Source organism: Gimesia sp., assembly GCF_048260065.1.
GTDB lineage: Bacteria > Planctomycetota > Planctomycetia > Planctomycetales > Planctomycetaceae > Gimesia.
In genome coordinates this window covers 432,923-447,978 of sequence record NZ_JBLXHC010000005.1, presented here as the reverse complement: position 1 = coordinate 447,978, position 15,056 = coordinate 432,923, and the positions used below count along the sequence as shown (strand labels likewise).

The window sequence follows — 15,056 nt, the reverse complement described above, 5'->3', positions numbered from 1 at the left end:
GTCGGCAGATTCTAGGGGGATTGGCGAATCGTGTCTATAGCGATGGGGGAGATTGGAGAAAGAAGGGAGATTTCTTAAGACGGGTGTACAGAAGAAGTTATCATTTTGAATATTAAGAGTGAATGGGCTTCTGGATTTCTTCTAACTGCTGTCGTTGCTGATCACTCATTCCATCGGTACAGAATTTCAAAGATCTCGCGCAGAATGGTGCCGCATGAATACTGAGCAACCAGTCGAGAGCCCGTTTCGAGATGATGCCAGGATTGACAAATTCGATTCCATTGGCAAAAACAAAATCAGACCCATCCCATCGTTTCCCCTCCATGACCAGAATCTCTCTCTGCTCGGGAGGAGAAATAATCAGACTTTTATCTTTTGGTCCACCATGTTTATTTAATGGTGTCCAGGCAGATTGATCACATTGAGGGCACGTGCTGTATGAAAAGTCACATTCCTGACAGATGAGAGGTTTGCGTCCACAAAAGGGACAGGCATTTTCAGCCCCCTGCACTTTGAAAGGTCTCAGGCATTTTTTCCCCTGAAACTGAAAGGCAAACAGAGGTGGTATTTTTCGATTAGCCGGCTGCTCTGAGTTATTCAGTTTCGCAGGCAAAAATGTGGCCCCTCGTAAACCGCTCTGCCTGACGCGATCGGCAAACGCTTTCGTCACCAGGGTCGCCTGTTCGTCTCCCGGCATTTCGAACCATGGTCTGGTAAGATTGAACTCGGAAAGAATGACCTCATCCTCATCGGAATTAAACAACTCCAGTACCAGTTCAGTGAAATACACTTCCGTCACATGAGATGGATCAGTGTTGCAGTTTTTATTCCGGTTAAGTTTCTGCTTTAGAATCCCAACTTCCAGCCACGCTTTCGTATCTTCTTCAGCCAGTTCCAACTCTGTTGGCGAACGCTTCGAGATGTATTCCCAGCCCTCCTGCTTCGGATATACCAGATGCGCCAGATCAGAGTCTTCGGGAACGACGAACTCAAAAAAGAGATCCGATTTCAACGTACCAGAGTAATCTTGACCAACATGATATTCGGGCATCGCTTTTCACATTCTTAATTAAACAGGGCTAAACGGTTTTCAGCCATCATTGTTTCATGAGTGAGTGACTTCTTCAACGTTACCGGCAAAGGTGAGCTCAGATTCGGAATGGAGCACAGAAATAAATCAAACTCGTCAGTATCCTTCGTTACTGACCAAGATAAGTCACGCTGTATGCAGGCTCTGTCTGTAAACGCCGTAATTTTTTTATTTCGGGGATCAGCTGCTGTTGATAAATCCCCTCAGTGGTAATCACGCGTTTGAGAATTTCGTGGTTGGAATTCTGAGCCAGCAGGATGACTCCCAGGGGAGACAAAGAATCAAAATATCCCCGCCAGGCTTCAAACTGCTGATGAGGCAGTTCTCCAATATCAATGTTGTAACAGGTGATGGGTTGACTGCGGACCAGATTAAGTACTGCTGGATCTTCCGAATAAAAATGTTCGTGCCACACCGTCGATAGATCCCAGTTAGCTTTCACACTGAGCAGGACCAGTTTGCCTTCTTCCAGATCTTTGTGAATGTCTACCAGCGAATACGGAGTCCATTCGATCTGATCCGGTTTTTTGGGAAACGGAACGAGGAAATAAAGTCGCACGAGCGCCAGTGATATCAGTACACCGACCGTCAGGTGCGCCAGACGTGTAGGACGGATGTAAGTCTGCATTGTTTTCACCTTTGCGTGTTAATTAACAATGTTCTGAAACTGGTTGCAGAATCGAGTTAGCGCCGTCATGATAATCGTCAAAGTAAATCGACCAGAAGCTCCGGTTTATTGAATTCACACGAAATTAAATGAACCTGGTATCATAAATCACAGTCCTCACGTTATAATAGGGCTGTAGCAAGTCTAAAGCCCTTTCGATGGGCAAACAGGGTCCGATACTTACTCGCCATTCTATCCATCAGACCGTGAGAACGACTATGAAATTTCAACTTGTACTCCAGTTTAAAGGTGCCGTCATTCCCGATTACGATTCTCTCGTGGATCTGGAATCTGTGCTGATTGATGAAATTCAGGTTGATGGTAAGACCATCATCGACGGACATGATTTCGGCAGCTCCGAAATGAACCTGTTCATGACAGTCGATGATCCTGATCAGGTTCTGAGCCAGATCAGAACGAAAATTCAACACCCGCTGATGAGCCGCTTCAAAGCCGGCTATCGCGATGTATCTGAAGATCGTTTCCATGCGATGTGGCCCGAAACGCTGCATGAGTTCTCCGTGAAGCAGGTCACTTCGCTGTAAGAACAGTCTCTGTGAAATCAACGAACGAATGACAAGCGATCTGCCGCTGCATTCGAATTCAGTTCCCGCAGATTTCAAAATCGATGTGGGAATATTTCTTACGCGCTTCCGGGGTAAGTGGTACCGGCTTGGGGATGGCAATATCACACCATTTCAGTCGAGATAACTGAGGCAGTTGACTGAGCAGCGCCAGTCGTTCGTCTGTCAACGTACTCGGATCCCGGATTTCAATCTGTTCCACGTAAGACAGCCAGGGGAGCAGATGGGCAGACTCATCACCAAAGCTCAAGGCTTTGACATCCAGACTCTTGAGCGCCGGCATCTGGGCAAGCAGTAATAATGTTTCCTGATTCAGATCCAGGTCTTTGCAGTAAAAGCTTTCCAGCCGTTTGAGTTTTGTTAAGGGCTGCAGCGCGTAGGCATCTGGCAGTACGACAGGAACATGACATTCCTGCAGACTTGCAAAGCTGCCCAGTAGTTTCAACGCTGTGCGGGCTTCTTCGTCTGTGAGATGAATTCCTGTATCCCAGCCGATGGTCAGGTTGGTCATGCCGGGCAGATCTCTGGCCAGCCTGTCCAACAGATATCCCATATCTTCAGTCGATCCTGAAGGGGTCTTAAGCGTAGTGAGCTGTGGTGCCAGTACCAAGGCATCCGCCAGTTTCTTTTTGGGGAAGACATTACGGATGACCCACTTATTCAGTTTTTGATGATCGCCTTCTTTCAGAAATTTGACGAGCACCTCCTGCTTGACCGTCCCGCAGTCGACTTCTAATGCTACCAGTTGTGAACAACCTGATAGTTTCTTCCAGAAAGGAGCGACGCGGCCGGGTGCCAGGTTGATAAACAGCTTAAAGTCTTCCAGATGGGGCAGATCCAGAATTTTCTCTGCGAGTGAGGATTCGATTTGTTTTTTGCCGAAATGCAGATGCAGTCGACGTAAGCCATCCATTTGCGCAATCTGTTCCAGTGCTGTTTCATCAAGATGCGAATGTAGAATTTCCAGGTCGTGGAGTTCGGAAAGATTACGGAGTGCCTGATAACCCCGCTCGTTAATCCGGCAGTAAGAAAATTTGACGCCTGACAGTTTTTTGATTCCCGCGACCGCTTCGATACATTCTCCCAGTTCCGGATTGGACTGGTCTCGCGTGCCATAAAACCAGATGCGGACAGGGAACGGCAGCTGATTGATCAGCGGGACCGCTTTTTGAAGTACTTCTGCATGCTGATAGACTTTTTTTCCGTCGACGGTCTTCTCTGGATTACCGACCCAGATCGAAAACGGTTCGTCATTAGGAGGGAACCAGAGTGTCAGCCTTTGTTTGCGGATCTGCTCGTACAAATCGTTTAAAGCAGGATCATTCCAGGGGGCCTGAGAAACGCTGTTGGCATTCACAGGCTTTAAACCGTTTAATTGCGGAACACGACTGGCAATGACCTGATTAATTTCATCCAGCCGACGTCCCGTCTTCTGTAAATCGGTATGTGTGTGATGTTGAATGGAAGGAGTCTTATCAATCAACTCATGCTTATCGGCAACGACGGACTGCGTTCGATCTGAGTTAAGCAGAAATCCCCCAATGCCAGCCAGAGCCACCAGCACTGCGGCAAACGGAATCATCAATTGTCGAAACATCCTACCTCTCCTGTTTTCAGCAACTGGTTTCTGAAATCAGTTGCCGGCCCCTGAAAGCCGTGCTGAAAAGAGAACGATTCTGAATCGCGCGCTTCAGCCGATCACTTCACTATCTTATTGTACAGAACAAAACAGGTGTTGTCCTCTCATAGCTTTACTATTTTTAGTCCAGGAAAACCCACTGACAAGTCCATTTTCGTATGTCTCACTGTTACAACAGGTTATCACATTCCTTATGAATCATTTCACCACGAGGAATTCCCCTCCTTACTGCAGAAATCTTTTTTCTCAAAAAAGTCGGTAACAGTCTGAGAGATTCTACGCATGGTAGTTCAGTCACAGATTTATCACTAACTTTTGAGGGGGCTACCAGATGATGACTGACACCACATTCGCTACTTACTTCGAATCAACGGCGATTTTTGAAGACCGCCTGCAGCAGATCATTAACCAGGGAAGCCTGTCCCTGATGCTTTCGATTGGATATCGAACCGGCTTATTCCGCGTACTGGCAGACCTGGATGCCGCGACGTGTGAAGAAATTTCAGACAGAGCGGGTCTGCAGACGAAGTATGTTGAAAACTGGCTTGCGGTGATGTCGACAGGCGGCATTCTGGAATATGACTCGATCTTTCAGACATATCGACTGCCGGCAGAACATGCTGCTTTGTTACTGCAGCGTGGTGGATCGCACGCTTATGCCAGCAGTGTGCAATGGGTGTCTCTGTCAGCGAAGCTGGAAGATGAAATCGTAAACTGTTTTCGAGAAGGAGGTCCGCTCCCCTCTGATCTGTTTACCCGGTTGCAGTCGCAGCTGATCGAAGACAATTCCGTTTCCATTATGAACGGCCTGTTTAAACATGTATTCCCTCTCGTCCCCCGTCTGATCATGCAGCTCTGCGAAGGCCGGGACGTTCTACAACTGGGTTGTGGATCCGGCAGTACGCTGATCGAACTGGCCCGTACGTTTCCCGCCAGTCAATTTGTAGGCTACGACAGTTCTGCCACACTGATTGACAACGCCAGAGAAACAGCCCGGCAGAAACAGATTAATAATGTGACATTTATCAGGCGTGAGCTGACCGAGATTCACGCGATCGAATCGTTTGATCTGGTGCTCGCATTGGATATCCTGCAGGATCAGGCGCAGCCGCATCGCGTACTTGAACAGGTACTGACAGCGTTGAGACCAGAGGGAACATTCCTGATGCAGGATCTGGCACGTTCGCGAAACAGAGAACTCAACCTGCAACACCCACTGGCTGCTTTGCTGTACTCGCTCTCCTGCGTGCGTAATATGGCAATCGAAAATCAGGCGCAGACTTCAAATGGTTCCCGCTGGTGTCAGGAAAAAGCGTTGCAGGCATTGCAGGATCTCGGGTTTGAATCCATCGACGTGCAAACGCTGCCGCACGATCTGATCAGCGACTATTACGTTGCCAGTAAACCTCGACTGGCCGCATCCTGACCATATCGAACACACTATTGGAACAGTCGTTCTTCCAGCATTTCGTAGTAGCGGGCATCCGTTCCGGCCTCGTGGATATAGGAATTGATGATGGCGGGATCAAGAAAGACCATGGCCGGCTGTTCCTGGCAGTGTGTTTCAGACGCTTTCAGCAGATAGTTGATATCAGTACGGCTCAGGCGATGTGTTTTACATAAATCGTAGAACAGTCCCTGAGGCGTATCGGAATTCGCCTTCCGCTGCAACTGCATATTTTCCCAGAGATACAGGATGAGCCAGACCGTACCAATCACGATAGTCGCTGAAATCAACAACCAGTTTTCCTGCAGCAGACTGCGATTGCGAAAGGCCCGGGAGACTTCGTCGGTGTGTCCTGCCAGCAGGAACCAGAAATCAATGTTCATGATTCGTTTGTCCCTTCCACCTGTTTCAGATCGGCCGATTCCTGTGTGAGCGGTTTCTGTAACGCTTTGACTGCAATTTCACGGACACGTGTATTTTCATCTTTAATCAGTGGTGCCAGAGCCTGACGTGCCGCAGCAGTGGAAATACTGGCCAGAATTTCGGCGCTGGTTCTGCGAACCAGGTCATCGGCATCTTCCAGAAGCGCCGTCAGAGCCGGGACGACCTGATCGTGTAATTTCAAGGCATACGCACAACGGGCTGCCTGGATCCGTCTTTTCCGCAGGGGATGTGACATGGCGCGGCTCAAATCAACGATGCACCGTGGATTCAGTTTCTGCAGCAGTTTTCCTACCGACGGACAGACATGGGGATTGAATTCTTCAAAATGTTCCAGGACATACTCGACATCAAAACTGGAAAGTTCCTGCCGCGCCGCTTCTCGCACTTCCTCTACCGGACTGTCAATTTTATTGACCAGTAGATTCATGGCATCCGGAACATGCTGCGCCCGCAACTGGCAGGTGGCCCAGGCCTGCTGGATGGGATCTTCCGAATCCAGACTTTCCAGAACCATTTCCGTAACTTCGTTGATATCCAGATTGCGCAGCATATCGATGGCTGCTTCTTTCGCAGTGGGCGTCCCATGCTGCAGCATCCATTTTTGTGCCTGTTTTTTGCTGGCCACATCCAGATTCAGCAGACTCATCAGCCGGATTAAAGCCACCTGCAATACCTGAGGAATGCGACTGAAATCCTGGCGATCCGCACGGAGCCAGATGACCTGATCAATCTGCCTGAAATTCGTCTGCTGCAGTTCTGTCGGTTTTTCCGGCAGCCAGCGCAGCAGATGGGCGATGAATTCAGGATCGTCGCGCGTCGAAATCGCTTCCAGTGCTTTCGCATTGGGATAATTCACCTGCGTGAAATCACAAATCAGCTGCATGACGCCGATGTGCTTGCTGTTTTTTAAAACCTGTTCCACCAGTCGACGGATTTCTTCGTCCGAATTCCAGAGCACTTTTCTGATCGCCGGGTCGTCTACATTGCCCAGGATCAGCAGACTTTCCATGATTTCTTCGGGGCGATCAAATTCCTGGAGATGTTCGGTTGCGGCTACAAGTGCATTCAGGTTGTCACGCCGGATCTCTTTGGCGTTTTTCAGAAACGCACGAGAGTAGACGGAATCGACCGAAGGATTCAGAAAATATTCGTAGAGTCTGCCCACCAGATAGCGCAGGGTTTGTGATGTCAGATCCGGTTGATGATTGACCAGCCTTTTATTTTCGAACAAGGCAATGATCGAGGGGATCTGTTGAAAATCACTGGTGATACGGACAAATTCCAGTCCACAGTACTGCAGTTCCTGATTACCGTGCAACAGGCACTGGCGAATCGCAGCTTCGAGTGCATTGGAATGCGTCTCCAGCATTTTTCGAATACCGGCAGTGTGCGTGGGGTAGCGACGGATCACTTCAACCAGCCCGCGCGAACTCTGCTGCTGCAGTAAAGCGAAGACGGCCTGCTCTCGAATTTCCGGATTTTCGACGTCGAGAGCCAGAATCAATGCGTTGACCGCATGTGAATTTCGGCTCTGCGCAAGCAGGTCAAAAGTTTTCGAGATCGATGAAGCCATGCCGACACGAGATCGTATAAAGAGTGCCTGGATCTACAAAAGCAGAGACAACCGGTTTCAGCGGGTAATGATTGCCACATTAACATCCCGAACTGGTTGGAATTTCTCTGCTATTGCCCGCTATCTTTGTATCGTATGCTGGAACCGCAGAACTCAAGTTTGCCTGCTGTAATACGATTATCCCGAATAATCACTACAATCCGCTGAGAGGTTACCCTGAAAGTTAACTGAGGGTGAAAGTGATGCCTGTCAGGGAGCTTTGATCAGATCAGTCAGAAATGCAAACGACTCGCGAACAACCTCGGGCGCCATATGGCTGTGGCGGCTTAGTTCGACATGCAGCCCCCCCGGATAATCAATCTGTCGCAGCCCCTGAATGACATCCGGAAAATCGATGTCCCCTGCACCGAACCTCAAATGATCGTGTGCCCCCTGAATCATGTCTTCTATATGAATATTGAAGATCCGGTCTTTCCAGGGGATCAGGAACTGGCTGATCGGCAACTCACCCATGCACTGGAGATGACCGATATCAACAGTCAGTCCGAAACAGGGATGACTGACGCGTTCGTCTAATTCCGCAAAGTCCTGCAGTGTTTCGATCAGCATGCCCGGTTCCGGTTCAAACGCCAGCCGAACTTCTTTCTCAGCCGCATACACGATAACCTCGCGGCAGCCTTCTGCCAGTAATTCCAATGCGTCTTCGCGGTGCAGATCCTGTTTCAACTGACCTGCCCAGAACGAGACTGCATCGGACTTGAGAGAGGCCGCCAGATCCACGCAGCGTTTCAGGAAATCAATGCGGCGGGCACGGGACGAAGCATCGGCGGTGAGCAGCGTCGGCTCATGTTTCTCTCGCGGGTCCAGCAGGAACCGGGCACCGGTTTCAATGACTGAGGAGAGCTGATACTTCTGGAGCAGTGCCTGCATTTCCAGCAACCGTTGATCCAGATCGTCTGCATACGGATTCAGACAGTAATGATCGACGGTCAGCGCTACCGACTGATAACCGGTCTCTGCCACCAGAGTGATCGCGTCATCCCAGCGATGAAAGGCCAGACCATTCGTGTTGTATCCCAGTTTCACAAGTCGACTTCTTTAAGCGGAATAGAATGAGAAGAAAAAAGCCCTCGATCTTGATGATGAGGGCTCATCCATGATGAGGGCTCAGATTTCCGTGCGTGTCGCCAGGCTCAGTCAGCCAGTGGTTTGACTCGGATATTCTTGTAATACACAACACTGTTGGGATCGTGAGCCTGCAGCGCGAAGCTCCCTTTTTCACCCAGTGAAGGAGAACCGGTTGCACCTTCCGGTTCGGTGTAATCAACCACAGTCTCGTCATTGATTTTAACAATCACATGCCGACCATTGACGATGATATGCTGCGTCCACCATTCATTATCTTTCGCAGGTGTTTTGAACAGTTTGACCCGGTTATAGATACTGCCGGTTTTGACAGGGTCTTTGTGACTCACGTTGACCTGTGATTCATATCCCTGTTTCGGCCAGCCTTCTTCCTGGAATTTGGTGTGGAAGAAAATCCCGGAGTTGCTGCCCGGAGTCGTTTTCACATCCGCTTTGAACTCGAAGTTCTTGTATTCTTTATTTGTGAAAAGGTGTGAGCGTTTTCCTGTGACTTCGATCACGCCATCCTTAACCTCAAAAGGTCCTCCTTCGGCGACAGTCCAACCAGTCAGATCTTTACCGTTAAACAGTTCGATCCAGCCTTCTTCTGTTTCAGCGTTCTTCTCACCTGAGTAGGCACTGTTATTTCCAATCAGGGAAGAGACGAGCAGAGCTGCCATCAGTCCGGCAAAGACGTTAAAACAATTGCTGGCGCGGTATTGGTTCATCGTGTATAAAACTCCTGGTTGTCATTAGGAATGAGTGAGGCGGTTTTCCCGTCCTCTGTGATTGCGCTTTGGCTGAGTTCACAGCAAAAATCAGAACACAGTATATGCTACGCGGCGACCGGACCGGTTAAAAGCAAACAGGGCACTCCCCGGCATATTTTCCGGAAAGTGCCCTGTGTTGGTTTAAAGGACCTTAAGTAATTCGCGGCAGTTTACAGCTTGGGAAGTTTGATATCTTTTCCAAACTTATCATAGCGCGGATCACGAAAGTCTTCCTGGAAGTACATGCCGAAGCCTTGACCCAATTCATACTGAGCTCGTTGTGCCCAGGGAGTTCCCGGATGCTCTTTCATCACAAATTTGTACTGGGCTTCTGACTTCTTCAACTGCTTATCCAGTTCTTCAGGGCTGACTTTGGTCAGCTTGACCTGCTCCGGATCGGGAGGCAGCAGTTCTTTACGACGACGAACATTCCAGACATTGCTTTTTTTGTCTTTCGGTATCGACATGTTTTTTGCCTGCTGATCCATGGCCAGACAGTACTGGAACAGACGCACGCGATAGGCCAGACATTGCGCCAGAGTCAGATCGTAAGCAGCACGCCAACGGGCTGATTTTTCCTGTGCCCGCAGAGGTTCGACCGATTCGAGAATCTCGACCGCTTTCTGTAACAGTCCCATTGCGCGGATTGCTTTGGGAACCTCTTTACTGCCGATTTCAAAAAACTCTTTCTTCTGAATCGGGTAGTAGAGCTCTCTGATGTTCAACTGCTTATCCAGATGAGGATTGAGCGTGGCAATCACCTTCCAGATGGAATTACGAAACTTGCTGGCACTGCGTTCGGCATCATAATCGCGACGAGACAACAGGAGCGGTTGATATTCTTTCATATCCTGGAAACGGAATTGACGATCAGCGGTACTGCCGGCTCCTCCCAACTCTCCTTCTTTCCCGGGCAGAACGAAGAAAATCCCGCCGGTTTCACGAGCCATACGAACCTGTTCGTAGGGTCCGAATCCCGCCGAAAACGAGTCCCAGCGGCCATGCAGACCATCGTACTGCAATGCTTCAGGATAAGCGGTTTCCGGTCCGCGATTGACCTGAATCCAGTGCTTCAGATTATATACCGGATCAGTCCAGATCTGGCGGGCGTAGGGATATCCAAATACGGATTCCCGCCCGAGGATGTAGATCGGTGTTTTAGCCCGTTTGGCACGGGTAATCACTTCTTCCACCTTGGCACCATCGTCGCCGGATTCATCGGTGACCGCGACAATACAGAGTTTACGATCGGTTTTCCGAGCCTGGAGAACGTATTTATCAATGGTTTCGGCTACTGTTTCACACATGTTTTCCAGACCGGTTTCGTCGGTCGGAATTTTGTTAATTGCCTCCTGAACTTCTTTCAGGTCGGTGGTTGGCTTGGGGGTGTGGACATGGACTGTCGCACCATAACTGAGAATCGCAGTCAGCAGTGTCTGATCCCGATCACGGGTTTTTGATTCCTGCTTGGCGGCAATCCCCAGTTCGCCGTAGATTTTATTGAAGTTATCTCTGATTTCTTTCTGGTCGTCTTTCATACTGCCCGATTCGTCGAACAGCCAGACCACCATAATTTTTTCTTCCCGCATGATGCGGATCAGTTCTTTGGAAATCCGGCTCATGGCTGATCCGTAGCCTTCCACGACAGCACCGACTTCACCAGTAACTTCACCCGCCCCCAGGTCCTGGCCGAGGATGTCATCGCCGGGCGCTGTGATCTCGCCTGCGTTGATTTTGATTTCCGGTTCTTTCAGGCTTTCTGATGACTCGATCTTCTGTGAAGAAACGGCAGGCGCTGTGGAGGCACCGACATTGGTGGATACCATCCCGCCGGGCGCGACACTGAGGTTTTCCGATACTTCCAGGTTGGTTTCCAGTACCTGTTCAAACTCAGCGTGCTCACGTTCCTCATCAAAGATGGTTTCGATGGCCACTTCGGGCTGATTGTCTGTCAGTTGATGGTGTATCAGCCCCATCCCCAGCAGAATGACTGCGTGTACAATCAAAGAGGTAAAGAAAGCGGAATAATCTCTCGCCTGAACCATCTGTAATAACCCCCCGGTCATTTTTATAGCAAAATGCTATTGAAAACGAGTGCCTGTTTTGTCTCAACTCATGATAATCAAAGTTGATCCGGATTAAAAATTGATATGAATACTAAGACACCGGACTGCACTGAACATTCCAGTCAGACCAGTTATTAAATTGGATGTATTATTTGTGATATCGGTAATCAACCAGGTCAGATTTTCAGTGGCTGGTTCCCACTGACGCCGCGTTTCTTCAGCGCTTCTCTTCTCTTACGCTGTTCTTCTTCAAAACGTGGGTTTGGTTTGCTCACACGATTCCCCTGGGGATCCAGGTCCATCTTCATTTCCTTCCATTCCCAGCCTAGAGGTTTATCCAGCTCTTTTGCAGCCAGGTAGGCCCAGGGAGTACCAGGATGTTCGTCAATAATGCCGTTCAAAATCTCCTGAGCCTGCTTGCCCAGTTTTCTCACGGAAGGACTGGAACGCACATCTTCAGCAGGAACCAGTCGCCAGGCATTATTCTCTTTTTTCTCAAATACTTTCGGACTGCTCTTCATGTCCGCCAGGATGGTATTGTAACCAAAGGCCCGCACCCGCGCTGCCAGAACGCGTCCCAGAGCCAGATCGTAGTTGGCCCGCCAGCGGGGTTCTGTGATCTTCGGACGGTCTTTCAGTCCCTGCTCCAGAATGACCTGCAGTTCGTTCAGTCCGTAATCGAGTTCGGAAACCGGCTTCTGTGCCACTGTGATGGCCTGCCGTAAAACGTTGTCGGTGTTGGCTGGAAATTCCAGAGTCGGAGTCGGCAAGGTTCGTTTCGAAGTACGAGTGGCAGTTGCCGCCATCACCAGCGCCTTCTTGGCCATGTTCTTATCGATTTTACTCTGGTAGTCGCGAATCGAAATATAGTCGGGGTGATAAGCCCGCATGTCAGCTGGTTCAAACTTGGGACCACTGGTTTCTTCGGTGATGAAAAAGATCCCGTTAGTTTCCGCACAGAGACGCGTTAACGCATAAGGTCCGTAGCCTGAAGAAATTTCACGGAAGTCATAGTCGCTCTGTCCCCAGAACGGCAATTTAATTCGTTCGGATGCAACCGTTTCCGGGCCGGTTTCAGAAACAGCCGGAACGAAAACACCGGGTTCGATTTCAAACCTGGTATTCACTTCTCGTCGGCCAAAGGGAGACGCATTGCCGACGACGTAACATTTAATCCCGTTACGCTTTGTCAGCATGATGGTGTCTTCCAGATTGGCCTGAGCATCGGTGCCGGCTTCGTCTGTCACAACGATCACCATCATGTTTCGGCGACCCTGCTTTTTGTAAGAGAGCCAGCGTTTGGAAACCTGTGTCACAGCGGCAAATACGTTTTCATCCCCGGAGGTATCTTCTTTGATTGAGCGGATCTGCGAGACCACTTCTTTGACGTCACTGACCGGGTCCTTGGTGATGAACTGCGTGGTAGAACCGAAGGCGGCAACGGCCGTTTTCAGTGAGCTTTCATCAACTGTGGCATCCAGAAGCCCCAGCTGTTTGTAGACGTTTTCAAAACGATCGGCGATCTCATTACGCCGTTTACTGACAGAAGGAGAAACATCAAACAGCCAGACAACCAGCAGTTTCTTTTCCTTGGCAGCAGCTGCGATTTCCAGCGTCAGACGATCGACGGCACCAGCGACGCCGCCTTCGGGTCGGTCGGTTTCACCAGTCACTTCGACAGCAGCCATCAACTCTTCTTTGGCAGGTTGAGTCATCTGGTCATCGATGATGGGTTCCGGCGCTTCGATTTCGTTTTCGATCTGCTCCTGCATCTTCTGCTGCTGTTCGACCGAAGTCTGTGGTGCCGCTGCCATCGACTGAGTCAGGAGAGCGGTTTCACCCGCTGAACCCACGAGATCCTGGATGGTAGGATCGATCTTGAAAGAACTGTCATCCAGCTCTTCAATCGAAGAGATGATCGCGTTTTCAGAATCGAGCAGGGTAATTCGCGTAAAGCTTGCCAGCATAAACAGGAATAACAGGTGGACCCCCAGGCTGATCAGCCAGGCGGGAACTTCCTTCATGTTCAACCAGTTGTGAGGTTCGACGTCTACAATTTCTTCGACATGAACTTCCCGGGCGGAATTGACAACACTCACGGCCTGCTCCTTTTGGAATAGACTAATACATTCAACTGTGCACCGTTTCGCGCAGAAACAGCGAACAGAATTCGTAGTGAACACAACGGGTAATCAAAACCCGCGAATTACATCAGACGACATTGATGATTATAAGAATTTTCGTCCAGCAATGGTTCATCAAATCTACGATTTTACCCCTGAAATCAGACAAATACAATCATTGGCCCTTCAGATTGACCCAGAAAGTGTACATTAGAATATATCATCCGGTTTTCAGTGGGAAGAAACTGCATTTATATAACCGCAAAAACAGGCTCAACGTTCGTTACTTTTTTACATTCTCTAATATTTCACAACGATTTACGAAGAACAATTACCAACTTCAGAGGAAATCAATAAACTGGCATCGCCAATACTTTCGGTCCGATTCTTAACTACAGGTTCTCAATTCATGTCATTTGAGTGGCTCACAGACTGGCTCCCCTTCACGTTTTACTACCTGATGGTGCTCCTGCTCTTCCTGGCGAATCTGACGTCATGGGTCTCAATCCTGTTTCTGGTCCCCGGGAACTGGATCATGGTTTTTCTGTCCGCCCTGTTTTATCTGTTCATGCCCGATCGGGATGCGCATGGCATTTCATTGACGGTACTGGTCATCGCCATTCTGCTGGCAGGGCTCGGCGAAGTCATCGAAGCGCTAGGCAGCTCGGCGGGCGCTGCGAAAAAAGGGGCCAGTCGTCGTGCGATGATACTGGCGCTGCTGGGGACGTTCATCGCCAGTGTGATAGGAGCGACCGTCGCCACTCCCGTTCTGCCTCCCTTGGGAACCGTGTTCGGCGCGATTTTTGGCGGAGCCCTGGGGGCCTTCGCAGGTGCATATGTGGGAGAAGTCTGGAAAGGCAATCAGGAAGTCAACCGCCTGCACATCAGCACCGCGGCGTTTGTGGGTCGCCTGCTGGGAGTGGTGGGTAAACTGGCGATCGGAGTCGTTATCCTGGTAATGATCACGATCGACTCCCTCGTCTGAGCAAGTCTGCATACCGACAGACAGCGATAAAAAAAGTGCTCCCTTTCCGAAAAAAGAGAGCCCCCTTAAGCCAGTTCATTGTTCAGGAACTGTCAAACATCTCGAGGTCAAACTACTCGAGATCGAAATTAATTTCGTTATCTCCTTCTTTGACGACGGCCGTCAGGCCGGATGTCTTCTGCATATTATATTTGGTAGGAATGTAAGATGGCTCCAGGGAGGCTTCCGGATCTTCCGCGGAAACGCCTTCCATATCCCGTTCCGAAACAATGCTGACTTTGTGCTTACCCGGAAACGCGCCATCGCCTTCATCGTATGTGGTCAACTGAAAGCTGCCGTCGGGTTGAATCTTTGCGTGTGCGATCTGCTCCCCTGTATCAGGAAAGAATACGATTTCGCCGGTCTCCAGAGGTTTACCCTGATAAGTGACAACACCCTTCACAGGTGCCGTCGGTTTCTTTTCGATCTGCTCACCACAGCCTGTCATTGTCGAAAGCAGGAGTAAAACAGAACAGAACGATACGATATTTAACTTCATTTGAG

Annotated in this window: 13 protein-coding genes; 3 read left to right on the top strand and 10 right to left on the bottom strand. The window is 49.6% G+C overall.

Annotated features, from left to right (window positions below; genetic code table 11):
- Nucleotides 1-112: 112 nt before the first annotated feature.
- Both ACN0YN_RS12505 and ACN0YN_RS12500 read right to left on the bottom strand, forming a co-directional pair.
- Nucleotides 113-1,051: a hypothetical protein gene (locus ACN0YN_RS12505; protein ID WP_417385343.1), complete on the bottom strand. Its 939-nt coding sequence runs from the start codon at nucleotides 1,049-1,051 to the stop codon at nucleotides 113-115.
- A gap of 148 nt (nucleotides 1,052-1,199) precedes the next feature.
- Nucleotides 1,200-1,718 carry a hypothetical protein gene (locus tag ACN0YN_RS12500; protein WP_417385342.1) on the bottom strand — a complete coding sequence of 173 codons (519 nt, stop codon included), beginning with the start codon at nucleotides 1,716-1,718 and terminating at the stop codon, nucleotides 1,200-1,202.
- A 257-nt stretch (nucleotides 1,719-1,975) separates the two neighbouring features.
- On the opposite strand from ACN0YN_RS12500, the gene ACN0YN_RS12495 reads away from it, so the two are divergent.
- The gene (locus ACN0YN_RS12495; RefSeq protein WP_417385341.1) at nucleotides 1,976-2,302 is read left to right on the top strand and encodes an ABC transporter; all 327 of its coding nucleotides are present in this window, start codon (nucleotides 1,976-1,978) and stop codon (nucleotides 2,300-2,302) included.
- A gap of 58 nt (nucleotides 2,303-2,360) precedes the next feature.
- On the opposite strand, the gene ACN0YN_RS12490 is transcribed toward ACN0YN_RS12495, so the two are convergent.
- On the bottom strand, nucleotides 2,361-3,938 hold the full coding sequence (locus ACN0YN_RS12490; RefSeq protein WP_417385340.1) for a hypothetical protein: 1,578 nt from the start codon (nucleotides 3,936-3,938) through the stop codon (nucleotides 2,361-2,363).
- A 373-nt stretch (nucleotides 3,939-4,311) separates the two neighbouring features.
- Here ACN0YN_RS12490 and ACN0YN_RS12485 point away from each other — a divergent pair, with 373 nt between their 5' ends.
- A complete protein-coding gene (locus ACN0YN_RS12485) occupies nucleotides 4,312-5,406 on the top strand; it encodes a class I SAM-dependent methyltransferase (RefSeq protein WP_417385339.1) in 1,095 nt (364 codons plus the stop codon).
- Between the two features lie 14 nt (nucleotides 5,407-5,420).
- Here the strand turns inward: ACN0YN_RS12485 and ACN0YN_RS12480 are convergent, their stop codons facing one another.
- The 6 genes from ACN0YN_RS12480 to ACN0YN_RS12455 form a co-directional block, all read right to left on the bottom strand.
- Nucleotides 5,421-5,810: a hypothetical protein gene (locus ACN0YN_RS12480; RefSeq protein ID WP_417385338.1), complete on the bottom strand. Its 390-nt coding sequence runs from the start codon at nucleotides 5,808-5,810 to the stop codon at nucleotides 5,421-5,423.
- Nucleotides 5,807-7,444: a HEAT repeat domain-containing protein gene (locus ACN0YN_RS12475; RefSeq protein WP_417385337.1), complete on the bottom strand. Its 1,638-nt coding sequence runs from the start codon at nucleotides 7,442-7,444 to the stop codon at nucleotides 5,807-5,809. Before ACN0YN_RS12475 ends, ACN0YN_RS12480 begins: the two co-directional genes overlap by 4 nt.
- A 249-nt stretch (nucleotides 7,445-7,693) precedes the next feature.
- Complete coding sequence (locus ACN0YN_RS12470) at nucleotides 7,694-8,530, bottom strand: sugar phosphate isomerase/epimerase family protein (RefSeq protein WP_417385336.1); 837 nt, start codon at nucleotides 8,528-8,530, stop codon at nucleotides 7,694-7,696.
- 107 nt (nucleotides 8,531-8,637) lie between these two features.
- Complete coding sequence (locus tag ACN0YN_RS12465; RefSeq protein WP_417385335.1) at nucleotides 8,638-9,297, bottom strand: 3-keto-disaccharide hydrolase; 660 nt, start codon at nucleotides 9,295-9,297, stop codon at nucleotides 8,638-8,640.
- Nucleotides 9,298-9,509: 212 nt separating this feature from the next.
- A complete protein-coding gene (locus ACN0YN_RS12460; RefSeq protein ID WP_417385334.1) occupies nucleotides 9,510-11,384 on the bottom strand; it encodes a vWA domain-containing protein in 1,875 nt (624 codons plus the stop codon).
- 197 nt (nucleotides 11,385-11,581) lie between these two features.
- Nucleotides 11,582-13,504 (bottom strand): vWA domain-containing protein, encoded by a 1,923-nt coding sequence (locus ACN0YN_RS12455; protein WP_417385333.1) that lies wholly within the window; start codon nucleotides 13,502-13,504, stop codon nucleotides 11,582-11,584.
- A gap of 433 nt (nucleotides 13,505-13,937) precedes the next feature.
- Here ACN0YN_RS12455 and ACN0YN_RS12450 point away from each other — a divergent pair, with 433 nt between their 5' ends.
- The gene (locus ACN0YN_RS12450) at nucleotides 13,938-14,513 is read left to right on the top strand and encodes a DUF456 domain-containing protein (protein ID WP_417385332.1); all 576 of its coding nucleotides are present in this window, start codon (nucleotides 13,938-13,940) and stop codon (nucleotides 14,511-14,513) included.
- A 112-nt stretch (nucleotides 14,514-14,625) separates the two neighbouring features.
- Here the strand turns inward: ACN0YN_RS12450 and ACN0YN_RS12445 are convergent, their stop codons facing one another.
- Complete coding sequence (locus ACN0YN_RS12445; RefSeq protein ID WP_417385331.1) at nucleotides 14,626-15,051, bottom strand: hypothetical protein; 426 nt, start codon at nucleotides 15,049-15,051, stop codon at nucleotides 14,626-14,628.
- Nucleotides 15,052-15,056 lie beyond the last annotated feature (5 nt).